At 61.3% G+C, this 23,846-nt stretch carries 14 protein-coding genes; 11 read left to right on the top strand and 3 right to left on the bottom strand.

Annotated features, from left to right (window positions below; translation table 11 throughout):
- Positions 1–14: 14 nt before the first annotated feature.
- Positions 15–1,538, bottom strand: coding sequence for a fumarate hydratase (locus PCOSP_RS23205; protein ID WP_041020308.1), 1,524 nt, complete (start codon positions 1,536–1,538; stop codon positions 15–17).
- 543 nt (positions 1,539–2,081) lie between these two features.
- Here PCOSP_RS23205 and PCOSP_RS23200 point away from each other — a divergent pair.
- Together PCOSP_RS23200 and PCOSP_RS23195 are read left to right on the top strand one after the other, a co-directional pair.
- Positions 2,082–3,188 carry a GGDEF domain-containing protein gene (locus PCOSP_RS23200; protein WP_139645168.1) on the top strand — a complete coding sequence of 369 codons (1,107 nt, stop codon included), beginning with the start codon at positions 2,082–2,084 and terminating at the stop codon, positions 3,186–3,188.
- Positions 3,181–4,128, top strand: a complete 948-nt coding sequence (locus PCOSP_RS23195) for an iron-sulfur-binding ferredoxin reductase (RefSeq protein ID WP_175384665.1) — start codon at positions 3,181–3,183, stop codon at positions 4,126–4,128. Before PCOSP_RS23200 ends, PCOSP_RS23195 begins: the two co-directional genes overlap by 8 nt.
- Before the next feature lie 174 nt (positions 4,129–4,302).
- Here PCOSP_RS23195 and pyk read toward each other — a convergent pair whose 3' ends face one another.
- Positions 4,303–5,754, bottom strand: a complete 1,452-nt coding sequence (gene pyk / locus PCOSP_RS23190; RefSeq protein ID WP_175363021.1) for a pyruvate kinase — start codon at positions 5,752–5,754, stop codon at positions 4,303–4,305.
- 373 nt (positions 5,755–6,127) lie between these two features.
- Here pyk and PCOSP_RS23185 point away from each other — a divergent pair, with 373 nt between their 5' ends.
- Both PCOSP_RS23185 and PCOSP_RS23180 read left to right on the top strand, forming a co-directional pair.
- On the top strand, positions 6,128–6,502 hold the full coding sequence (locus PCOSP_RS23185; protein ID WP_024781023.1) for a tetratricopeptide repeat protein: 375 nt from the start codon (positions 6,128–6,130) through the stop codon (positions 6,500–6,502).
- A gap of 269 nt (positions 6,503–6,771) precedes the next feature.
- Positions 6,772–7,131, top strand: a complete 360-nt coding sequence (locus tag PCOSP_RS23180; RefSeq protein ID WP_047701232.1) for a PilZ domain-containing protein — start codon at positions 6,772–6,774, stop codon at positions 7,129–7,131.
- 225 nt (positions 7,132–7,356) lie between these two features.
- Here the strand turns inward: PCOSP_RS23180 and PCOSP_RS23175 are convergent, their stop codons facing one another.
- Positions 7,357–7,725, bottom strand: coding sequence for a DUF6124 family protein (locus tag PCOSP_RS23175; RefSeq protein ID WP_041020476.1), 369 nt, complete (start codon positions 7,723–7,725; stop codon positions 7,357–7,359).
- A gap of 465 nt (positions 7,726–8,190) precedes the next feature.
- Here PCOSP_RS23175 and PCOSP_RS23170 point away from each other — a divergent pair, with 465 nt between their 5' ends.
- The 7 genes from PCOSP_RS23170 (at position 8,191) to PCOSP_RS23140 (ending at position 23,845) form a co-directional block, all read left to right on the top strand.
- A complete protein-coding gene (locus PCOSP_RS23170; protein WP_464709587.1) occupies positions 8,191–8,565 on the top strand; it encodes a hypothetical protein in 375 nt (124 codons plus the stop codon).
- Positions 8,566–8,827: 262 nt separating this feature from the next.
- Positions 8,828–11,971 carry an Ig-like domain-containing protein gene (locus PCOSP_RS23165; RefSeq protein ID WP_464709586.1) on the top strand — a complete coding sequence of 1,048 codons (3,144 nt, stop codon included), beginning with the start codon at positions 8,828–8,830 and terminating at the stop codon, positions 11,969–11,971.
- 36 nt (positions 11,972–12,007) lie between these two features.
- Entirely contained in the window at positions 12,008–15,583 is a 3,576-nt protein-coding gene (locus PCOSP_RS23160) for a Tc toxin subunit A (RefSeq protein WP_464709585.1), read from the top strand.
- Positions 15,584–15,652: 69 nt separating this feature from the next.
- Complete coding sequence (locus PCOSP_RS23155) at positions 15,653–16,465, top strand: neuraminidase-like domain-containing protein (RefSeq protein WP_464709584.1); 813 nt, start codon at positions 15,653–15,655, stop codon at positions 16,463–16,465.
- Positions 16,417–17,280 (top strand): hypothetical protein, encoded by an 864-nt coding sequence (locus PCOSP_RS23150; RefSeq protein WP_464709583.1) that lies wholly within the window; start codon positions 16,417–16,419, stop codon positions 17,278–17,280. Before PCOSP_RS23155 ends, PCOSP_RS23150 begins: the two co-directional genes overlap by 49 nt.
- Before the next feature lie 23 nt (positions 17,281–17,303).
- Complete coding sequence (locus tag PCOSP_RS23145; protein WP_464709582.1) at positions 17,304–19,790, top strand: Tc toxin subunit A-related protein; 2,487 nt, start codon at positions 17,304–17,306, stop codon at positions 19,788–19,790.
- Entirely contained in the window at positions 19,787–23,845 is a 4,059-nt protein-coding gene (locus PCOSP_RS23140; protein ID WP_464709581.1) for a transthyretin-like family protein, read from the top strand. Before PCOSP_RS23145 ends, PCOSP_RS23140 begins: the two co-directional genes overlap by 4 nt.
- The last annotated feature ends 1 nt before the right edge of the window (position 23,846 follow it).

Raw genomic sequence — 23,846 nt, 5'->3', positions numbered from 1 at the left:
TGCGAAGGTGCGGGTTACTGCACTTCTACCGCCAGGCTGTCACTGATTTTTTTCTGCCAGATGGCCGGGCCGGTGATGTGCACCGACTCGCCCTGGCTGTCGACCGCAACGGTCACCGGCATGTCCTTGACCTCGAACTCGTAGATCGCTTCCATGCCCAGTTCGGCGAATGCCAGGACCTTGGATTTGCGGATCGCTTGAGCCACCAGGTACGCGGCGCCGCCAACGGCCATCAGGTAGACGGCTTTGTTGTCCTTGATCGCTTCGATCGCGGTCGGGCCACGCTCGGATTTGCCGATCATGCCCAGCAGGCCAGTCTGTTCGAGGATCTGGCGGGTGAACTTGTCCATCCGCGTGGCGGTGGTCGGACCGGCCGGGCCAACCACTTCGTCGCCTACCGGGTCGACCGGGCCGACGTAATAGATGAAGCGACCCTTGAGGTCCACCGGCAGGGTTTCACCTTTGTTCAGCATCTCGACCATGCGCTTGTGCGCCGCGTCGCGACCGGTGAGCATCTTGCCGTTGAGCAGCACGGTTTCGCCCGGCTTCCAGCTCTGCACTTCTTCCGGGGTCAGGGTGTCGAGGTTTACGCGACGAGCCGACGGGCCTGCTTCCCAGACGATTTCCGGGTAGGCATCCAGCGGTGGCGCTTCCAGCTCTGCGGGGCCTGTGCCGTCCAGCACGAAGTGGGCGTGACGGGTGGCGGCGCAGTTGGGGATCATGCACACCGGCAGGGAGGCGGCGTGGGTCGGGTAATCCATGATCTTCACGTCGAGCACGGTGGTCAGGCCACCCAGGCCCTGGGCACCGATGCCCAGTTGGTTGACCTTCTCGAACAGCTCCAGGCGCATCTCTTCGATACGGTTCTGCGGACCGCGGGCCTTCAGCTCGTGGATGTCGATGGATTCCATCAACACTTCCTTGGCCATGACCGCGGCCTTCTCGGCGGTGCCGCCGATGCCGATGCCGAGCATGCCCGGTGGGCACCAGCCGGCACCCATGGTCGGAACGGTCTTGAGCACCCAGTCGACGATGGAGTCGGACGGGTTGAGCATGGCCATTTTCGACTTGTTCTCGGAGCCGCCGCCCTTGGCCGCCACGTCCACTTCCACGGTGTTGCCCGGGACGATGGAGTAGTGGATGACCGCCGGGGTGTTGTCCTTGGTGTTTTTGCGCGCACCCGCCGGGTCGGCGAGGATGGAGGCGCGCAGGACGTTTTCCGGCAGGTTGTAGGCGCGACGCACGCCCTCGTTGATCATGTCGTCCAGGCTCATGGTCGCGCCGTCCCAGCGCACGTCCATGCCCACCCGTACGAACACGGTCACGATGCCGGTGTCCTGGCAGATCGGCCGATGGCCGGTGGCGCACATGCGCGAGTTGATCAGGATCTGCGCCATGGAGTCACGGGCCGCTGGCGATTCTTCGCGCAGGTAGGCTTCGTGCATCGCCTGGATGAAGTCCACGGGGTGGTAGTAGGAAATGAACTGCAGGGCGTCGGCAACGCTCTGAATCAGGTCGTCTTGCTTGATCACGGTCATGAGTCGCGCTCCTCTCTAAGACGGGAACATTCAATAAGGTACCGCCCGTTTGGGTGGATCGGTCGACGGGCGGCACCTCTTAAGACACGCCGGGCATGCTGGCGCGACGCTAAAAAGGCGCGGCAGTATATCGCAGGCGGGCATCCTGTGGGAGCAAGCCGCCCCTGTGGCAGTAGGATTTATCTGTGCTGAGGGGATTTTATCTGTGGCTAGGGGATTCATCTGTGGCGAGGAGATTTATCCCCGCTGGGGCGCGAAGCGGCCCTAAATGATAGGTACACATTAACCTGACACACCGCAGCGGCAGCTTTTAGGTCTGCTTCGCAGCCCAGCGGGGATAAATCCCCTCGCCACAGGTAAATCCCACAGCACAAGTGGGTGTGCGTCGAGCAAGGAACACTGCGTCAAAATGGGCCATTGCTTTGACGCCATTTTTCTGCTCCAGAATTGAATGGTCATTTGTCCTACACGCCACTAAAGTGGCGGCTGGCCTGTAGCGTAGGACGCCTCCTGTCAGTTTCTTTTCCCATGGTGAGTCAACGATTGACCCATAACGCCATTCAACGTCTCCTGCTCAAACGCTTCGCCCTGGCGGCCGCGACTTACGCGCTGGCGCTGGTGTTGCTGTGGCTGGCATTTTTCAGTGGGCATTACCTCGACTCGTTACGCGGCGTCATCATCGGCAGCGCCTTGGTGGTGCTGTGCCAAGGTGCGCTGTTCGCAGTGTTCCTCAGTGGTCGCAACCTGCGGTTCGCCGACCCCAGCCTCACCGAAGTGCAGGTACTGATCGGCCTGGGTTGGCAGACTTGGATGATGGGGCACCTGGACCAGGCCCGGGGCCTGTTCCTGGTCTTCTACGTACTGATCCTGCTGTTCGGACTGTTTCATCTGTCCCGTCGGGCTTTTGTGCGTTGCGCGATGCTGGTGTTCTTCAGCTTCACCGGCCTTACCCTCTGGGACGCCTGGTTCTTCCGGCTTTCCGACCCGACGTTGGCCGGCTTGCAGGTGTGCGTGCTGTTTATCGTGCTGGTGTGGCTGGTGCTGTACGCCCGCTATGTCCAGACGTCGCGCCAGCGCATGCGTCAGCGGCGATTTGCCTTGCAGGCACACCAGGACACCCTGCGCGGCATGATGCGCCAGCTCGAAGATCTGGTGGCCACCGATGAACTGACCGGCCTGTTCAATCGCCGGCATTTCCTGCGCCTGGCATCCCGTGAACTCAATACCCTCAAGCCGGACATGGCCCATGGCTTGGCCTTGATCGATCTTGACCATTTCAAGCGCATCAACGACCTGCACGGCCATGCTGCCGGCGACCAGGTGCTCCAGGCCTTCGCCAGCGTTGCCACGGCCTGCCTGCGCGAAGGCGACGTGCTGGCGCGCTATGGCGGCGAAGAGTTCGTCATGCTCCTGCCCGCCTGCGACCCCGCGCGCCTGACCGCTTGTTGCGAACGGCTGCGCCTGGCGTTTGCCGCCGTCGAGTTGACTGGTCTGCGGGTGGGGCCTCTGAGCCTGTCGGCGGGCATGACACTGCTGGAAATGGACGACGACCTGGACAACGCATTGCAACGTGCCGACCAGGCCTTGTACCGTGCCAAGCGAGACGGCCGTAATCGGTGTGCCGCCGCCTGGGAGAATGTCGATGCCTGAACTGACGGTCGCCGGCCGGCAATGGACCGTCGCGCCCGGCAGTAACCTGCTGGACGCGCTGAATCAGTCCGGGGTGCCGGTGCCCTACAGTTGCCGCGCCGGCAGTTGCCATGCCTGCCTGGTGCAATGCATCGGTGGCGATGTGCGCGATGCTCGGCCTGATGCCTTGAGCCCGACACAGCGCGACCAGGGCTGGCGGCTGGCCTGCCAATGCCAGGTGGTCGAGGATGTGCAGGTCCACACGTTCGATCCGCAACGCGACGGTCAGGCGGCCCAGGTCGTGGCGGCGGACTGGTTGGGGCCCGACGTGCTGCGTTTGCGCGTCGCCCCTGAACGGAGGCTGCGTTACCAGGCCGGGCAACACCTGGTGCTGTGGCTCGGCGACGTCGCCCGACCCTATTCTCTGGCGAGCCTGCCGGAGGAAGACCGCTTCCTGGAGTTTCACCTCGATTGCCGCCAGCCCGGGCAATTTATCGACCGGGCTCGATCCCTGAACGTGGGGGACCCCATCCGCCTGGGTGAATTGCGCGGCGGTGCGCTGCATTACGATCCCGCCTGGCACGACAGACCGTTGTGGCTGCTGGCCGCCGGTACCGGGCTGGGGCCGTTGTTCGGCATCCTGCGCGAAGCCCTGCGCCAGCAACATCGAGGGCCGATTCATCTTGTGCATGTCGCCCATGACGCCAGCGGGCATTACCTGGGCAAACCCCTGGCGGCGCTGGCCGCCAAGTACCCACAACTCAGCGTCCAACTGCTGACCTCGGTCGAGGCGCCTTCAGCGCTGGCGCAACTGCGGCTGCCCTCCCGACACACACAGGCCCTGGCCTGCGGCCACCCCGAGCGGGTCGAAGCCTTCGCCAAACGCCTCTACCTGGCCGGCTTGCCGCGCAATCAGTTGCTGGCGGATGTCTTCCTTACCCGTGAGGGCGGCGGGGGCTGAGCCACCGCCATCGCGAGCAGGCTCGCTCCCACAGGGTCTGGTGGTGTATGCCAATGCTGCGTACACCGCTGATCCACTGTGGGAGCGAGCCTGCTCGCGATGGCGTCCGTCCAGGCAAAGCAAAAAAAGCCCCGCCATTCATATGGCAGGGCTTTTGTCTTTCAGCGAGGGCACTCAGACCATCGGGTCGCCGACGTGCAGGATTTTCATCCCGTTGGTGCCGCCGATGGTGTGGTAGCTGTCGCCCTTGGTCAGGATGACCCAGTCACCGGTCTGCACCACGCCGCGCTTGACCAACTCGTCCACCGCCGCCTGGCTGACTTCGCCCGGTTGCAGGGCGGCCGGGTCGAACGGCACGGTGTAGACGCCACGGAACATGGCGGCACGGGCCTGGGTTTCGCGGTGCGGGGAGAACGCGTAGATCGGCACCGAAGAACGGATGCGCGACATGATCAGCGGTGTGTAGCCACTTTCGGTCAGGGCGATGATCGCCTTCACGCCCGGGAAGTGGTTGGCGGTGTACATCGTCGCCAGGGCGATGCTCTCGTCACAGCGTTCGAAGGTCTTGCCGATGCGGTGGCTGGAGGTCTTGCCGGTCGGGTGCTTCTCGGCGCCCAGGCAGATACGGGCCATGGCCTGCACCGCTTCGAGGGGGTATTGGCCGGCGGCGCTTTCGGCCGAAAGCATCACGGCGTCCGTGTAGTCGAGCACGGCGTTGGCTACGTCGGACACTTCGGCGCGGGTTGGCATCGGGTTCTGGATCATCGACTCCATCATCTGGGTCGCCACGATCACTGCCTTGTTGTGACGGCGTGCGTGCAGGATGATCTTCTTCTGGATGCCCACCAGCTCAGCGTCGCCGATTTCCACACCGAGGTCGCCACGGGCCACCATCACGGCGTCGGAGGCCTTGATCAGGCCGTCAAGGGTTTCGTCGTCGGCCACGGCTTCGGCGCGTTCGATCTTCGCCACCAGCCAGGCGGTGCCGCCGGCTTCGTCGCGCAGTTGACGGGCGTATTCCATGTCGGCGGCGTCACGGGGGAAGGACACGGCCAGGTAGTCGACTTCCATTTCCGCGGCCAGCTTGATGTCGGCCTTGTCTTTTTCAGTCAGGGCCGGTGCCGTCAGGCCGCCGCCGCGACGGTTGATGCCTTTATGGTCCGACAGCGGACCGCCAATGGTCACGGTGCAGACCAGTTCGGTGGCGGTGGCGGTGTCGACGCGCATCACCACGCGACCATCATCGAGCAGCAGCTCGTCGCCCACGCCGCAGTCCTTGACCAGGTCCGGGTAGTCGATGCCGACCACCTGCTGGTTGCCTTCGGTCAGCGGATGGCTGGTGGAGAAGGTGAAGGTGTCACCGATCTTCAACTCGATGCGCTTGTTGGCGAATTTGGCGATCCGGATCTTGGGGCCTTGCAGGTCACCCAACAGGGCAACGAAGCGGCCGTGCTTGGCGGCGAGGTCGCGCACCAGCTTCGCACGAGCCTTGTGCTCATCGGGAGTACCGTGGGAAAAGTTCAGGCGGGCAACGTCCAGGCCAGCCAGAATCAGCTGTTCGAGAACTTCCGGCGAATTACTGGCCGGGCCAAGGGTAGCGACGATTTTGGTGCGACGGACGGACATGCAAGACTCCTCAAGTTCAAGCGCCAGCGAAGGCTACTATGGTCTTTGGGTGTAGTCATTGTTCATATGCACTACTTATTCGTTTCTTTTTCGAAGTGAACATTCCCGAAGATTTTCACGCCTCTTTGGCCTGGATCACTCTTGTGGCCATGAGAATTCATCTGTGGCGAGGGGATTTATCCCCGCTGGGCTGCGAAGCGGCCCCAAAGCCCTGTTACTCGGTGTCTCAGGCGGATTGAGTCGCCGGTGTTGAGTCTGCTTCGCAGCCCAGCGGGGATAAATCCCCTCGCCACAAGAGCGAGCCCGGCGTCATATAGGGTTGAAGATTTCTAAGGGCAGGCCGATACAGCGCTCAAGACAGGAGAACCTTCCCATGCGATTCGTGCTTTTTATTGCCCTGGCCCTGAGCATCACGGGCTGCACCCGGTGGTCGATGAACCACCACATGAACCTGGCCTACAAGGCCTATGACCGTGGCAATTGCGACCAGGTGATGCTCGAACTGTCCCAGGTCGACCGCGCCAGCCGGGCCCGTCGCTATATGCAGCCGGAAGTCTCGATGCTGCGGGGCCAGTGCCTGGAGCGGCAGAAGCTGTTCGTCGACGCAGCGCAGACCTACCAGTTCATCATCGCGCAATACCCCACCAGCGAATATGCCTTCCGCGCCCGTGCCCGGCTCGAAACCCTCGAAAGCCTGGGGCACTACCCGACCCGCAGTGCCTCGGCGATCCGCCCGACTGCATTCTGATCACCACCGCGGCACAGCCGCCGAGGGATATTCCCCGGCGGATGGCCGGCATCGTTGCGGACTGGCTTCTGTCCAAGCTTGAGCTATATTTGTACAACTCGTGGCTAGAGCAAGATCTCTAATGTCGAGGCAACACCTGTGACCGGCAGGAACAGGCTCAAGACGCTTGCAAGCGTCTGGCACCGGGATCGGGGAGAGCGGGCTCGCTTGGGCTCGTTCCGAAGCATTGGGTAGGTCCTCGTTGAGGGCTGGGAAAAGCGATACAAAACATGTACAAAAAACGTCGAATTGATCGGCAGGATTTGCCGTGCTTCTTGAAAGTGTTCAACGGCGTCAACGACAGGCTTATTGGTTATCTGGGAAACGTTTCTGAACATGGTCTGATGCTGATCAGCACGCTGCCGTTGATGGTCGGCGCAGACTTTGAGCTGCACCTGAAAATCCCCGCCGATGAAGGGCCGCAGAGGGATATCAAGTTGAAGGCCACCTGCCTGTGGTGCCATGAAGACGTGACGCCACAGCATTTCGACGCTGGCTTCAGCCTCCATGGGGCGCCGCCGGAGTACGGACAACTGGTCAGCGCGCTGCAGCAATATTTCAGTTTCCACTCACTGCCGGCTTCGGCTTGAGGACGCCTGACTTTTTTTGCAGGTTTACTTCAAGCCAGTGACGGGAGAGGGACAAGATCAGGCTGAGCCCGATCCGCTGTGGGAGCGAGCCTGCTCGCGATAGCGGTCGGCCAGTCACATTAATATTGAATATGCCGTCGTCTTCGCGAGCAGGCTCGCTCCCACAGGTTCTGCATCAACCCTGTGCTTCACAGGGCATTCGAGCGTCGCGACCTCACGGTCTCTTCAGCGCTGGATCTTCTCTTCGCCGTCCAGCAGCCTCTCCAGCAACAACACCCCCATCTCGCCCATCTGGTGAATCGCCAGGGCCAGGTTGCGCGGGGCACCTTCCAGATCTTCCGATAAATCCAGAATCAGCGTGCTGACCGAGCAGAAGGTTTCGTAGGTGTGCGCGAGCATGCCCTCGGGATCGGCGTCGGGGGCGACGATGAAGTAATCCAGGTGCTTGGCGGCTTTCGGGTCGGGCTGGCCGTTGTCGGGCTTGAGGTAGTAGTCCAGGGCTCGTTGAGCGGCCTGGTCGAGCCTGGCGGGGTCGAGGGTTTCGTGGGGGGACAGTGGGTCGGTGTGTGGGGGATTGGGTGTTGGTTTGATCACAATCGTTTTTCCATGATTGGGGCTGCCACCCCTGTTCGCGACTAAACGAGGGGGTGGCGGCTGGACGCAGGTTAGTCGACCGGTGGAAAAACGAAGCCCGGCGCGCCCGAGGGCGCCCTGCGAACAGCCACCATCAAGTGCGGGGATAGGGGAACCCGACTGGATGAAGCTTGTGCACATCGTTCTACACCACCGGGCGACTAAACCCGACCGCTGGATATCAGCGACGCGAATCAAGTTACGGGGCAAGGCCAAGGCGCACAAGCCGGCGGATTCTGGCGGATCTGTAGTCCGTTGCGCAAGGTGCTGTAGTCAGCCGGTCGTCCTGCGCAAGAGGTGCTGCCGTCTGTCGGAGCTGTCAGGTTCGACAGGTGTTAGGGTCGATGGCTTCATCGTTTACTGCACTCGAGAAGTCTCTTAGGGGCGTCACCAACCGGAACGCCCATCAGGATGGAGGTGTGGGTCATGAGCGCTGAAACGAGTGGCAAACTGGTCACAATAACTGCCTCTAGAAATGGTTATTCAGCACAACTAGAAGTGGAGTATGGGTGGAGTTCGGATGGCAAGACGTTTTACGTAAATACCAAGCGTTACAAGGCAGACAATAACGGGCGCTCAGGGGGCAATATTAAATTGAAGCTCGTTTCAAATGGGGAGACTGGATGGGAAGAGTTAAATAATGATGATGGGGTGCAAGACGGTCAGTGGCATGATTTTGTCAAACAAAAGACTGTGTCGGGGAACGCCAGGTCCGCAATTATTCATTTTAATTGGATATATGACCTCAAGGGGTACCCCGATCCTAATATGACGGGACAGGCGAGTGTGACTTTTCCCTAAGGGTTTGAATTGCATTCAACCGCGCTGGGTCTGCTGAGGAGCAGTCATGCACAGTGATAGCTGTGTCGAAAATGGCAAGCCAGCAGAGTCGGATTGGGGGCGCGTTTTGAAGTAGCCCAGGAGCGGTATCCAATGCGGCCTGCGAGGGGCTGATATCTCTGTGGGAGCACAGCTCGCTGGCGTGAGCACGCCTGTCATCTACTGGCTCAAGCGCCTAGGCGATGTTGCCAACCGAAACTTTCTTATAGTTGAGCGAGTAGTCATGCAAAGTGATGACGGTGTCGAGCAGAGCGAGTCCACGGGGAAGCCCGACGATAACGTTGCCGACGGGCTCACCGACGCTGGTGAAACCCGTGCAGTGAGAACCTTAAGGGCCAGTAGTGGTGCGGCTTATTGGGCTGAACTGGAACTTAACGCCATATGGTCTGGGAATGGCAAAACGTTCACTGTAGAAACCATACGATTTAGAGCCGCTGACAACGGTCGGACTTCAGGGAACATTAAACTAGGGCTGGTTTCAGCAGATGACACTGGTTGGGATGAGTTAGAAAAAAGGGCGACCCAAAACGGACAATGGCACAGTTTTGTGCATAGTCGCTCCGTGGCTGGGAATGTCGATCATGCAATCATACATTTCAACTTTATATATGACAGAGCTGACACGACCGACAAAAATATGACGGCGCAAGCCGAAGTAGAGTATATCATTCCCAAGCCCTCTATAACCCCAATCAGAAATGTCAGCGCCCGAAGGTTTTATGTTTATGGGGCGGGGGGCATATTTAACGGGGGGACGGTGTTTGTACGAACCAGTATCGACCCTGTCCATCACGTTGCACAGATAACGACGGTAAACGGAACCTGGCAAGCTCTGGTCAGCCTTTCGGCAGACGGGCGGCACATGACGCTGGACGCCTATCAGAAGATGGCCGGCAGCCTCAAAGAGTCCGAACGTGCAGCCAGTCAAGACATCTATCTGGCTTACATCACCGCACCCGCCGCCAATGCTGTTCTAGGTATTGGGGACAAGTTCAAGGGCTTTGGCGCCCCTGGAAGTAAAGTCAAAGTGGTCATGAGCGACAATCAGGGTTTTCAATTGACGCCCGAAGTGACGGTGACTGCGAACGACACTTGGGAAGCGGCTATTGATGCAGTACTCCCCGAAGGCTCTATCGCGGTAGTGGCAATCTTTGAGTTGGCGGGTTTCCCCAGCGTTATTTCCGAACCCGTGACCTATACCGTATTGCGCCCGCCGGCCATCACAGGTCCTGCCGCCAATAGTATTCAGGCACAAACCTTTAACCTCAGCGGTAACAACGCACTCAAAGGTGCAACGGTGACAGTCTATCGCGATCCGTCGGAAACCAGTGTGGGTCACACGCTGGTCACGCAGGATAATGGTAGTTGGAGTGCAGACGTGACCGTGGCGGCGGGGCCTACCTCGCTGGCTGCCTTGCAAACATTGAACGGGAAGGACTCGGGTCGTAGTTCTCCTAGAGCGTTCAAGATAAAACCGCCGAAATTGTTTGATATCCAAGTCACCTACCCCAGGCCCGGCACGGCGAAATTTTCCGGCGCCGGCCACGCCGGCGCCACGGTGGATGTTCATAAAACCGGCGTTAACGACCCGCAGGTCAGCACTGGCGTCAGTGGCGGCCAGTGGGCGGTGGAATGGTCCGATCAGCCGCCGGGAAGCTACTCGGTGGATATCCGACAAAAACTCCCCGACGGTTCCGCCTGGATTCATTCGGATTGGAGCGACAGGCTCACGGTCACGATACCTGTGCCGACGCCGACCTTGGAGGTTCAGGTTGGCGGGGACCGCAAACCGGTGTTTTCCGGTATCGGTCACAGTTGGACGGGACAACCTGCGGCGCAGATCGAGGTGCTGCGGGTGGGCGAATCGACGCCTGCCGTGCCGACTGTCGAGGTTGCCAACAACAGGTGGTCAAGCGCTGCGACCGAAGCCTGGAATCCGGGGACTTACTCCGTCGAAGCTCGGCAGTTGTTCAATAACCTCTCCTCCGAGCCCACTTCAAAGCAATTCGTCATCCGCGCCCCGGTCCCCACCGTGGAGGTTCGCCAGGACGGCCTGACCCCACGCTTCTCCGGCACCTGCCTGAATGGTGCGCAGGTGCAGCTTCAGTTCGATGGGGATCCAAATTCGCCCTATGCTGCGCAAGTGAGCGGCGCCACCTGGAGTTTTACCCGGACGGAGCCTTTCATGCCCGGCATTTATACCGCCAGGGTGACCCAGTCCTTCGGCGGCCAGACCTCGGATGAGGTGTCCCAACCGTTCGAGGTTGTCGTGTTGCGACCGGTCATCACCTCACCGGTGAATGATGAAGAGGTGGATCACAACCCGATCATCCAGGGCACGGGTGGTATCCCTGGGGCTTTGATGCGCGTGTTTGATTTTGTATCAGAAACCCTTCTCGGCGAAGCCGAGGTCACCGGCAACGCATGGTCGGTGCCCATTACCGAGGACCTTGTGTTTGACGATCACAAGGTTTACGCGGTCCAGCAGTACGGCGAGTTTCCTTCCGAGAAAAGCGAACCCGTCAGCTTCAAGGTGATCCTGTTTCCGCCCACCATCGACCATCCCCAGCCGGGCGATGCCATTGCCCGGGTTTCGGTCATTGATGGCTATGCCCGCAAAGTGTCCGGGCTGGACACGGCCACCGTCGAGTTGTGGCTCGACGGGGCGGACGAGCCGTTGGCGACGGTCCGGGCCAGAGGCAACGATGGCTACTGGTTCTATGACGCGCACCTGCCGGTGGGCACCTATACGCTGCGGGCCAAGCAGTTCTTCAAGGACAAGGACTCCGATTTCAGCCCCGACCATGCCTTCACCGCCGTGCCGGCCATCCCGGTCATCGAGTCGCCGGCACTGCAGCAGCACCTCGGCGCAACGGTGACGATTTCCGGGCATGGCTACACCGGCGACTGGGTCGAAGTGGCCTGGAGCGATGCACCCGACACGGTGCTGGGAAGGGTGCAGGTGCAGGCGAACCGGACCTGGTCGATGCCCCTGGCTATCGAGCGTCCAGCCGGTCCTCATTCATTGATCGTGCAGCAGGAGTGCGACGGGTACAGCTCCGGGTGGAGTGCGCCCCATGAGGTGCTGTTGCTGTCCCGGGCACCGACGTTCACGACGCCGGAAGCGGGGCAGTGGTTCGCGGGTACGGCGTTCTTCGAAGGTACCGGTGAGAGCGGCAAGCGCGTTGAGGTGTCGCACTGGTTCGATGCCCGGCAGGTGATCGCCCCGGACCTTGCGGTGGCCGACGGCACTTGGGCGGGCTCGCCCCGGGAGCCATTGACGCCTGGCCCGCACTGGGTGAAGGCGCGGCAAGCCGGGTCGGACTGGGGAGAAAGCCCGCGTTTTGACGTGGCCCAGGAGCTGTAGCCACTTCGTCTTCAATACTTGAAACGGAGCACTGCGATGAAAGATTCTCCGGCGCAAATCGCCAGTCGTTTTTGCGAACAGCTCTTGGCGGGACGACAGTCCGAGCCTCTGTCCGACCTTGGGCAGTATTTCGCGGCGGGCGGCTCGGTGTGTGCCCTGGCACGCAAAGGGGCATCCGGGCTGGCAAACGAGTACGGGCTGGACCCCGAAGATGCCCAGGCGCTCACCTTACGCCTCAACGGCTTGGCAACGTGGGTGCTGCGCAGCTTCATCGAAGATCAACTGACCCGTCAGGAGCCGCTTCCTTCTCACCTGCGCCAAGGCCTGCTGGCGTTGGTCCCGGGGCCCACCTATGAAGAGCTGTTCAAGCCCAACTTCAGTAATAAATGCCCGGCGGATGCGATCGAAGCCATCCATTCGCCCGTGGCCTATGCGGTGTGGCTCAAGCACTGGTCCGAGCGCCGCCTCATCCCTTCCGAAAACGAGCATGCTTACGCGCTCGCCCTGCGCCGCAAGGACCTGGGACTGCTGCGCGTCGACCCGGTGACGACATATCGGGTGGTGTCATCGGTAGAGGTGGTCAGCGCCGTGCTGGAAAAGTCCATCGAAGATTCCCTGAGTGCGGGCGTCGATCTGGATGAGATGCTGAGTCGGCGACGCTACCCCAACGGGCTGCCTTATCACCACCCGTGGGTCACGCTGGATGAGTGGACCCGGGACCTGAAACTGTCCATTGGCCGTGTCGTGCAGCTGTGCGATCCAGCGTTTCCCTATTTCCTGCGGGCGCTGCCCTGGGGTGGCAACAGCGGCGCAGCCCTGACCCAGGCGGCCCGGCTCAGCCCGGCGTTGCGGCAGCTCATGGTGGAAGAGTCGCTTTTCCCCGAGGGGGACACCGATGACTGGTTCAAGGAGAACTTCGGGGCGCGAGGCATTGAAGCGCAGAACCTGAACCAGACGGCGTTCTTCAACCAGCGGACCAAACTGACTCAGCGTGGGCTGGAAGCCTTGCTCTCGGTCGAGTCGTTTGCCCCTTCGCTGTCCGACCATGTGCTGATACTCGATACGGTGATTACCCCCGGACATGCGGGCTCGGTGTTCGTCAACAATGGGTTGGCGGATGACTCGATGAGCATCACCTATGGCGGCGATGCCAGCACCAATAGAATCATCGGGCTCATTGAAGACGTGACCTTCAATGACAGAATCGATCGGCTCAACCGCAAGATCCGACTGGACAACGCGTTGCAATTGCCCAGCCATGAAACCGATGCACTGCTGACAGCGATCATCGGTGCCGAGCTGAATCCCGAGGCACGGGTGGGTGGCATGTCAGCCACGGAACCGCCCGATTACTGGATGACGAGCAGCACTGTTCGGGCCCTGGGACTGTTTCAAATGTTGCGGGAAGACTACCGCTGCTCGGCGGAAGAATTCGCAGCGTTCGTTGGCGACATTTCGATTTTCGGACGGGGCACCGAGCTGTCGCAATTCGATCGGGTGTTCAACCGCGACGTGCTGTCCACACCGCCATTGCGGATGGACGACGGTGCGTTCGCGCTGGTGCCGCAGACCGAGGCCGACGCGTTGACTGTCGCGCAGATCTGCGGTGGCCTGAACATCGACCTGGCGACCTATTTCAACCTGGCCCCATTGATCGCCAGCGCCCAGGGCCTGACGGCGCTCAAGCGGAGCCGGTCGGTACTGTCCGCGTTCTACCGCATGGCCAGGCTGCCGCAGTTGTTGGGGATCGCGCCGAATGTGGCAGTGGAGATCCTCAACCGGTTGAGCGGCGAAGCCGGGCTCGCTGCGCTGCTGGGCTCGCCGGCGATCAACGCCCGCGCTGATTCGGAGTCACCGGACGCCTTGACCCAGATCCAGAGCCTGGAGGGATGGGTGCGCTGGTGCGCCAATAGTAACCTGGACGTGGCCTGGACCCTGGCGCGCGTCAAGCCCGTGCTTGCGCCCACCGAACCCTCGGAGGCACAGGCCCGGCTGTTCGATCAGATCCGTTCGCAGCTCGCGCCCGCGCTGTTTACCGAGACCGCGTTGCGCATGGGCGGTGTCTCGCCGTTGTCCAACGACCGGCAATGGACCCAACAGTTGCTGGAGTTGGTCGATGAGCAGGGGGTGGTCATTCACCGCAGCGAATCCGCCGACCCGGCTTACGAGGATTATGCTCGGGAAGTGGTCGAGCGCGTGGTGCGGCGAGTGCTCGGTAAAGACGATCCACAGACTGTCGAACAGATCGTCGCGGTGTTGCTGAGCAGCCGTGCCGGCCAGCGTGGCGTGGTTCAGGAGAGCCTGGCGGTGTTTGGCGAACTGGCCCCGCCCCTGGCGTTGCCGGTGCTGACCTGGGCGGGCAGCACGGTGCAAGAGGTGCTGGCCTATGTGGCGGGACGCTCAACGGCGGACGTTCCGTCAGGCGCCGGTGAGGAGGATGAGCCCGGCGATCCGTTCCTTGGCATGCTCAACGGCTTTACCGGCCGCAGCGAGGTCGTGAAGGCGCTGAAACTGAGTGCGGAATTCCTGACGCTTTACCTCGTCATCGGCGATGGCGTTGAAAATGCACCCGCCAGCGCTCCCTTAACGCCCAGCGCTTTGTACTACCTGACAATCTACAACCGCGCCGTCGCGCTCAGCGAGGAGCCCGAATCACAGCTGCTCGATTACCTGCAGCGGGTCAATGAACTGCCCGGTGACCTATCCAGCGACGGCCTCCGGCTGGTACAGGCCCATGCCGCCGAGCTGCTGGCCGAACTCTTCGGCTGGAGTGCCGAGGAAGTGCTCGCCTGCGCCAAGCGTGTCAACGGCGGGCAGGGTTACATCCGCAGCCTGCAACACCTGGACCTGTTCACACGCCTGCGTGAGTTCTCGCTCCAGAGCACCCTCGATGCGTCGACCACATTGAAAATGGGCATGTTGCTACCCGACGCGTCCTTCAGCGCCTACCGGGACTTGGCCGATCAGGTCACGGCCCGGTTGGCGGACCCCGACCGGACGTCACCCTTGTACGGCCTCCACGCCGCCGGTGATCGGGTCGAGGTCCAAAGCACGGTGGGTACTACCGAACTGGTTGCCAACAGCAATGAAACCACGCAACTGACCGTCACGGTGACCCTTGGGCAGGAGCCCCAGATGAACGTCAATGTGTATTGGGGGGCGACGCTGTGCCGTATCGAACCGCAGAAGTCCACCACCAATGAGCAGGGGCAGGCCACCGTCACGGTGCATGCCGGTCATGCTATGGGGCGCGACGTGATCAGTTACCGGCTCGACGCCCGCGAGCCGCAGCCAGCGGCGACGATCACCCTGGGCAATGATCCGTCCAGTTTCGAACTGGCGCGTCCGCAGGGCGATTTCATCATCCAGGAGGAAAAAGTCGGCGTTGACGTCACGCTGCGGGCGCTCATGTACGACAAACATGGCAACCCGGCTGCCCATGAGGCGGTGACCTGGAATCTCGATCCGCTTCTCCCCGTTGCAGGCAAGACCAATGCCGAGGGGATAACCGAGGTGACGTTCACCAGCGCGACACCGCTGGAGATTGAAGAACCAATAGTCAGGAGGGACAGCATCGATTTGGGCTTCCGCCCCATCAAATTCGTCCCTTGAAACAACGCTCCACCCAGCGCCACGGAGCTTGGCCGGTTGGCGACGACACCCAACTCACAGGAGAGGGCAATGGCTACGCAAGACATCACCCGGGCAACCGCCCTGCGCCGCGACGCGTTGATCGAATGTGCCTTGGGTATCAAGGAAATCGAAGACCATGACGCCGGCAAGGGGTACCCACCGATCAAGACCGCCGACGATCTGCTGGAGTGGCTGCGCACCGACCCCCTGGACAACCATCAGGTCAAGACGACCTGGGTCGCCGAGGCGGTCAGTTGTTTCCAGCAGTACATCCACGCCGTCTACCAGAAGCTGGAGCCCGGCTACACCCAGCGGGAGTTCGACCGCAAGGACCTGAAAGACTGGGACATTGCCAGCCAGTATCCGCTATGGGCCGCCAGCCAGTTGCTCAAGTGTATGCCCGAAGACTACATCACCCCCTATGCGCGCATCCGCAAGACCAGCCTGTTCAGGACGCTGGAGAACAACCTCAACCAGACCCGGCTGACCACCGACTCGGTGCAGTCGGGCGTGCAGCAATACCTGCGCGCCTTTGAAGAAGTGTGCAACCTGGATGTGCTCAACGGCTATGTCGATGGGCCCGATGCCCGCCGTGCCGACTATTACCTGGTGGGCCGGGAACGGATCGCCCCCTACCGTTACTTCTGGCGCAAGGCCGACGTGCAGCTGGACGCCGACACCCAGACGATCAATCCGGCGGCATGGAGCGAGTGGCAACCGGTCGATATCCCCGCCGATGCGCAGGTGCTCGACAGCCGCCTGGTCTTTTGGGGGGACGCTTGTGCCTGGTCTGGGCCGAATGGCGCCCGGCCTTGTTCGATGGCGACGGCGGCCTGCAAAAGCCCTACGAGCTTGAGCTGAAGGTGGCCTTCATCACGCTGGACGGAAAGTGGTCGCCGCCGATACGGCTGAATCTGTCGGCGTTCAACGAGGACGTCAGCCCGGGATGTCGGCTGGTGGCGGTGATGTTACGCGACGACGTCGACCCGTTGTACCCCAAGGGGCGGTTGGCGGTGCACTTGACCAATGCGCGGACACCGCCGGCCTTTATAGGGACGCGACCCCGGCCGGTGGAGATTTACGAAACACGCGACGCACTGTTTCGCAAGGTGGCCGACGAAAAGCCGCTCATGGACCACCTGGCCATGGTCCGCTTCTCCAAGCCCACGACCCTTCAACAGCGAGTGGCCCCCGAAGGCTTTTCCAAAATGACGGAAACGGTGTCGAGTGGCGCCGATCCCCTGGTGGAAAACTTCACCCTCAAAGTGGTTGTGAGAACGGTAGGGGGTAAGCAGCACTTGTATTACCAGGCGCACTGCGCCCTGTTGACGCCCGGCAAGACAGGCGAGCCAATGGCATTCACCCTGTCGCTGCTATACCCCTCGGGAGATGACGAGCCCGACGTTGTCGAGACCCACTCGGACAACGGCGGCTGGTCCTTTGCGTGGCATGGGATCGAACGGGAAAACTTCGCCAACTTGACGGCAACGTTCATCCTCAAAGGTCCGGAGAACATTGGCGAGCCTCCTCGCGACTTTGGCCAGAAGACCTTCACCTTGGACCTGAAGGGCGTTCCCACCGACCCCAGCCTGCCCGCCGTGCACAAGACCGATTCGCGGGGGGGCAATTCCTGCACCTCAATGACTCGGGGCTGGCGCTCAAGTACGCGCGCCTGAACACCCTGATCGGCGCTGAGCTGGTGACACGCGCCAATGTGTCGATCGATGCCGTGCTCGATTGGGACACCCAGTTTCCCGACGAGCCGCCGTTGCCCGACGATTCGAACGAACCCAACGGCCCGTTCGACGGTGCCAACGGGCTGTTCTTCTGGGAACTGTTTTTTCACCTGCCTCACCTGGTGGCGACCCGGCTCAAGGACGAGGAGCGCTTCGTCGAAGCCCAACAATGGCTGCACTTCATCTTCGATCCCCAGGCGATCGCTGACACACAGGCCGAGCGGGCGGATCCGAAGCCACGCTATTGGCGTTGCCGGCCGTTGAATGTGTCTGGTAGCGAGGGGGACGTGGGCTGCGAAGCCGACAACCCGACCGACCCTGACGCGATTGCCTATTCCACCCCCCGGCACTACCAGATGCTGATTTTTCTGGACTATGTCGCCAACCTCGTGGCCTGGGGCGACTGGTTGTACCGGCAACTGACACGGGACAGTCTGGCCGCCGCCAAGCTGCAATACCTGCGCGCCAAGAACCTGATGGGCGCCACGCCGGACATGCACACCCTCAGTCAATGGACGCCTGCCACGTTGACGGAACTGGTCGAGGAACTCGAAGACAGTGCCGCGCTCAGGGCGTTCGAGCAGGATCTGCTGCTGGATCCGGGATCGCTGCCGGTCAGGAGCCATTTTTTTGAAGATCCCGGCGTTGTCGGCGTGGAGCGTTTCCGCTTGCCGGTGAGCCAGCGCGTGTTGCAGCTCTATGAGTTACCGGCCCAGCGCATGTACAACCTGCGCCATAACCTGACCATCGACGGCAAACCGCTGTCCATCGAGTTGTTCAGCACCATCAACCCTTCGGATCTGCTCAACAACCTGGCTGCCGGCGGTGCCGGCCCCGTGCGCCCCATGGGCGGGCCTTTGCGGGTTGCGGCGTTTCGCTGGCGCACGCTGTTCGATACGGCCCTGCGGGCGACCCAATATCTGCAGGAGTGCGGCAACCAGGTGATGCGCTTGCTGGAACAACAGGACCGGGGCGAGCAGGAGTTGTTGCAACAGCGCCACCTGACCGAGTTGAGTACCTTCGTCCGGACCGTGCAGGAAGAAAATCTTGAACAACTACGGGACACGCTGGCTGCGTTGAACAGCAGTCGCACCTTGACCGCGGAACGGCAAGCCCACTACACGAAGCTGTACAGCGAGAATATTTCCAGCAGTGAATACAAGGTTATGGAGGCCCTCGACAGCGTTAAATTGTTGACGGCGCTGAGCACCTCGATGCAAGTGGCGGGCGCTGTCATCGATGCCTTTCCCAATGTGTTCGGCCTGGCCAATGGCGGCCATCAGTTCGGCAGTGCTCCAAGAGCCCTGGCTTATGGGTTCCAGGTCGGGGCAGAGGTCGTGCGCAGCGATGCCGAGAAGGACGCGACCTCCGAAAGCTATCGGCGGCGACGCGAAGACTGGGGGTTGGCGCGGGACCAGGCCACAGCGGAGCTGGCGATGATCGATGAACAGATCAACGCGCAGAAACACGCGGTGTTGGCCGCCGAGGCCAATCTGGATCAAATCGTCAAGATGAATGCCCAGGCCCAGGCACTCTATGACTTCCTGCTCACCCGAGCCACCCGCGTCGAGCTGTATCGCTGGCACCTGGGGCAATGCAAGACCTTGCACTACCAGGCCTACGACCAGGTCGTCAGCCTTTGCCTGAGTGCCCAGAGCGCGCTGCAACTGGAAACCGCCGAATTCGGCCTCAGCCACATCCGCACCGATGCGTGGCTGGATAACTATTACGGCCTGACTGCCGGCGACTCGTTGCGCCTCGATCTGCTACGCATGGAGGCCGATCATTTGCTGCGGTACGAACGGCGCCTGGAAATCGTCAAGACCGTATCCCTGCGTCAATTGTTCGATGACAACAGCGACCGGCAGGCGGATTACTCCAGCTGGGACGAGGCGCGGGAAGGGTTGATCACCAACGGCACGTTGAACTTCAAACTGTCGCAACTGCTGTTCGACCGGGATTACCACGACCACTACTGCCGCCAGATCAACGCCGTGGACGTGACCCTGCCGACGTTGCTCGGCCCCTTTGAAAACGTCTGTGCGACGCTGACGCAGATTGGCAGCGAAACAGCCATCAAGGCGTCCCTTGAGTCGCTGGATTATCTGTATGGCGACAGCAGTCTGGCGCCGGCCGATGTGCTGCTCAATATCAGCAGCGGTGAACAGATGGCCATTTCCATCGGCCTGGATGATTTCGGCGTGGCGGCGTTGAGACCCGAAGAGGGCCTGCGCAATATCTTCGAGAACACCGGCGCCGTGTCTCGCTGGACGCTGTCCTTCCCCTGGTTCCAGGAGTGGGACCGCCAGAAGGACCAACTGGCGGCCTTGAACGACATCATCGTGAAGGTTCGCTACACCGCCAAGGTGGGCGGCCCGGCGTTTTCCCGGTACGTCCAGGGCAAAGTCAGAGCCGCCGAACGCGCCGCGCTCAAGGGGGTGCAAAGATGAATAGGGAACCGGTCGACACCAGGACCAATGTACTCCCCAACGGACATTTCGATCTGGGCTATAACCACTGGAACAATGCCGGCGTGCCCGGGAGGTTCGATAGGAAATCAGGCGAATGGGAGGGGCAATCCATCTACTACATGTCTCTTTACGGCGGAGGAGGGATTGCCCAGATCGTACCGGCGCCGGCACCGCAATCGGCAGGGGCGCGCTACCGTTTGAGCTTTCTGTACGACAACCGTTCCACGGAGGCCGGGGTTTTCAGCCTGCGTCGGCGCGGCACTGAGGACAGCCTGGAAATCGTGCTGCCACCCGCGGACAACCGGGGGGCCGATCCTGAAACCCAGGCACTGAGCCTGACGCCGGTGACTGCGCCGATCGAGTTCGATATCGAGAGCGATGATCTCTTCGAGTTCGTCATCCTCAGCCCGTCTGAAGCCACCACGCGCCTGGACGTGATTGTCGCCCGGATCGATTTTCACCTCGAACTGGCTCCACTGGTCCTGGCCCAGATTGTCAATGACGGCCAGGTGTTTACCCCTACCGGGGAGCCCCTGCTTTACCTGTGCCATGGGGCAACCGGCGCGAAGAGTCACCAGCTGTCCTTCCGGCCCGCGCCGGACAGCCCCTGGACGGGAACCGAGGCGTTGCTGTGGAGCCAGGACAATCCACTGGATGCGGTGGTGATTACCCCCGGATGGGGTGAAAACCAATTGCTTGAAGACACCTGGCAAGTGGACTGTCCGGTGCCGGTCAGCGATGAAACGCAGCTGTTCAATCTGTCCATCTACAGCAAATACCACGCCGAGACGTATCCGATTGCAGTGTCCCTGGGGCACCATCGGTTGGTCGTCGAGAGCCATCTGAACCCGGCTCATCAACCGGTGATTGAGCATCATCAATCGGTCAAACTGGGCGTTCAGGTGAAGTCGTATTACCTCGACATGCCCATGCCTCAACGGGAAGTGTCCTGGATGCTGGGGGATACCGTGCTGTTTCGCGGTGAAACCGACAACGGCGGCTATGCCTGGTTCGACTTTGCCCCCGAGACCGCCGGCACGCTTTCAGTCAAGGCCAGCGTCGAGAGCCCTTTCCATGCCGAAGGCAACGCGCTGCACACCTTCAGTGTGACGGCCCACGCCACGGATCCGATGAACGATGTCCGCGTGGCGTTTCCGAACATGGAGGCTGCGCCTTGGGGTGAAAAAACCGGCTATCCCGATCGCGGTGCGTCGTATCAGTTGGAAGTGTTGCTTGCCGACGACAGCCCGCTGCGCAACCGGTCTGTATGGTTGGAATGGGATGGGAAAGCCCCTGAAGAGTTGGGGGTGACGGTTTCTCCGGCGCTATTGCAGCCGGTCTCGGGCAACAGTAACCCGCTGAGATGGAGGCTGGACTGCGATGACCGCATCGACGGCGATTTCGGCTTGCGATTGGGCGCCGCCGGTTTGCTGAAACCTACCGTCAACAACGCCATGTCCCTGGCGCGCCACACTCTCAAGATTGGCCTGGTGCGTGAAGCCAACCGGGTCCCGGTGATCGATGAGAACGATTATGTCTGGTGCATGGTGCAGGTGCTGAGCCAGGGGGACCAGCCTGTGACCGGCGTGCCCGTGGAGTGGGACAACGCCCAGGGGCTCCAGCGGACCTGGTCCGGTGTGGACGGCTGGGCCAGCGTGATTGACCGACCTTCGGTGCACGGGCAATACACCCTCAATGCACGGGTCAACCCCCGTGAAACCGGGCAGGTGCCGGAGCATGACTTCATCATCCAGACACTGGCGACCAGCGCGTGGAAAACGGCGAGTTTCAAACTGGGTGACGTCGCGGTCGATCGGGTGGGGGCGGGTGTGGTGTGTCGCATGGGGCAGAATGATCAATTCCATCTCACGGTGACGACCGGCAGCCCGTTGCTCGGCAAGGAGGTTTCCCTGAGGTGGCGCGATCCGGCGAGCGCCCGTGCCATTGTCATCACCGGCATGGAAACACCGACCCCGGTGACTGCCGCCGGGGTGACCTGGGCCGTGCAAGCGCAGCAAGCCGACTCCAGTGGTGTGTTTGACTTGCAGGTGATATCGGCTGACCTGGAACCGCTTGACCTGGCATTCCGGTTGCTGCCCCAGGACCTGGCGCCGACGATGACGCTGGTGTTCGACCAGGCTCCAAGAAACTGGGCCGCCGCCATCGATCTGTACCCCTGCATCGGTGCCATCCACGACCTGACCCTCCAGCCCGTGGATGACCTGAGCGGGTTGCATGGGTTGTTGTTTGAAACCACTGTGGCGCCAGGCCTGCCGTCAGGCTGGAATATCACCCCGCCTTTGACCGGGTCGGCGCCGATGACGGCGGGGGGCATTCGCTACCGGTGTGATTTCACCGCTACCACCGAAGTCGCCGCCCGTAGTTGGGCCGCTGAAGTCCTGGGCGTTGGCCCCTTTACGCAGCCGCCGCCCTTCGGACTGAACCTGGCCCATAACAAAGTGGTGATCGGCACGCCTTACGAGGTCGCGACGGACCCGGTCCTGAGCAAGAACGAAAGCGCACGACTGGCCCTGCGGTATGTGTCGGCTTTCACGGGCAGGCCGGCCAACGACGTGTCGGTGGAGTGGCACGATGGGGAAACCTCCTTGAGTGGCGCGGACGGTATCGCCCAGCGCGAGTATCGGCCGGAGATGGCCGGTGGCAGTGAGGTCCAGGCGTTGGTCAGCAATCCCTATGACGGGAGCGAAGTCGAACACACGTTCACCGTGCATGCGTACGCAGAAGATCCCTGGCTCGACCTGAACGTACATAGCGGTACGGGAGCCACGCAGCGTTGGGGCGAACAGACCTTCTTCCCTCGACGGGCGGAGAAGCTCGACTTGACGCTTTCGGTCGCAGAGGGCAGCCCGTTGCTCGATCAGATGCTGACGCTGGGGATCCGCGGTGCTCATGAGCTGGATACGGCCATGAATTTCGGACCGGTAGGGCTAGGGTTTCCCCGGCCATTGACCGTCGATGGCCTGCCGGTGAGTCTTGCGGCCGGTGACCGGACCGATGCGGCGTTCTATTTACAACTGTCGGCCTCGCGGCTGCTGGCACGCTCGCCGCTGAATGCTTTTTCCCTCGGCAGCCATATTCCGGTGGATGTCCTGGCGGCCACGCATCAGGACCCGACGGTGGTCGACTGGGGCGAAACATTGTCCTTTGAAATCACCCTGACCAACGCACTGACCGGTCAACCGGCCCGACATGTACAGGTGTCCTGGCGCGGCACGGACGTGGCCATGGAGGACACGATCACGTTCACCAACTTCTATGGTGTCGCACGCTTCAGTTTCGTGGCGACGGTTGACGGGCCGGGCTCCGTGACGGCCAGCGCAGTCGGTGGGACCGAGGTTGTATCGTTTGAGTATCTCGTCCATGAGGCTTGCGTGATTCAAAGCCTGACCGGTGCTGACCTCGAGGGGCTTCCGGGGGCAGAAGTCAGCGCCGAGGCCACGGTGGTCAGTGCAGCCAGCGGTGAGCCGGTTCAAGGCGTGCGGGTGCACTGGTTCTATAAGGGTGTTGTGCTGGAGCCGGTCGTTACCGATGCGAATGGCAAGGCGCGGATTACCTTTGAGTTACCGCCGAGGATAGGGCGATATTCATTGAGTGCGTCCGTGAGGGGGGCGCTGGGGTGGGAGGCGGAGTGGTTGGAGTCCAGGATATCGGCAACGGAAGATACCTGGGTGCAGGAATTTACGCTTCGGCTAGACGAACGTCCGATCAACATGGACGACCTGGCCAATTGGAGAATGGTGATCAAGGATACAAGTACCAGCATTCTGGAGTTGAGGGTCAGAAAAGATAGCAACTTGATCAACGAGACGAGTGTCACTTTGTATGGGGTTCCACCGGAGGCTCTGGGGTTACGGTTCGATCCAGCGCTGTTCGAACAACTGCCGGTGACGGGCGCTCCCTTGTCCTGGTCCATTATCCCCAAGACAGCGGCTTACGGTGAGTTTGAGTTGGAGTTCCGCAGCCTCGACTCCTATTTGCCACCACGGTGGTTGCCTTTCAAGGTGGAACATTAAT

The sequence above is a fragment of the Pseudomonas sp. MAFF 730105 genome (assembly GCF_055380705.1).
Note: the sequence above shows the minus strand (reverse complement) of the source record. Positions and strands in the feature narration are given on the sequence as shown.

Bases quoted from the DNA above. Each gene is read 5' to 3' on its own strand.
- PCOSP_RS23205 (WP_041020308.1), bottom strand. From the start codon at position 1,538: ATGACCGTGATCAAGCAAGACGACCTGATTCAGAGCGTTGCCGACGCC.
- PCOSP_RS23195 (WP_175384665.1), top strand. From the start codon at position 3,181: ATGCCTGAACTGACGGTCGCCGGCCGGCAATGGACCGTCGCGCCCGGC.
- pyk (WP_175363021.1), bottom strand. From the start codon at position 5,754: ATGTCCGTCCGTCGCACCAAAATCGTCGCTACCCTTGGCCCGGCCAGT.
- PCOSP_RS23185 (WP_024781023.1), top strand. From the start codon at position 6,128: ATGCGATTCGTGCTTTTTATTGCCCTGGCCCTGAGCATCACGGGCTGC.
- PCOSP_RS23180 (WP_047701232.1), top strand. From the start codon at position 6,772: ATGTACAAAAAACGTCGAATTGATCGGCAGGATTTGCCGTGCTTCTTG.
- PCOSP_RS23170 (WP_464709587.1), top strand. From the start codon at position 8,191: ATGAGCGCTGAAACGAGTGGCAAACTGGTCACAATAACTGCCTCTAGA.
- PCOSP_RS23165 (WP_464709586.1), top strand. From the start codon at position 8,828: ATGCAAAGTGATGACGGTGTCGAGCAGAGCGAGTCCACGGGGAAGCCC.
- PCOSP_RS23160 (WP_464709585.1), top strand. From the start codon at position 12,008: ATGAAAGATTCTCCGGCGCAAATCGCCAGTCGTTTTTGCGAACAGCTC.
- PCOSP_RS23155 (WP_464709584.1), top strand. From the start codon at position 15,653: ATGGCTACGCAAGACATCACCCGGGCAACCGCCCTGCGCCGCGACGCG.
- PCOSP_RS23140 (WP_464709581.1), top strand. From the start codon at position 19,787: ATGAATAGGGAACCGGTCGACACCAGGACCAATGTACTCCCCAACGGA.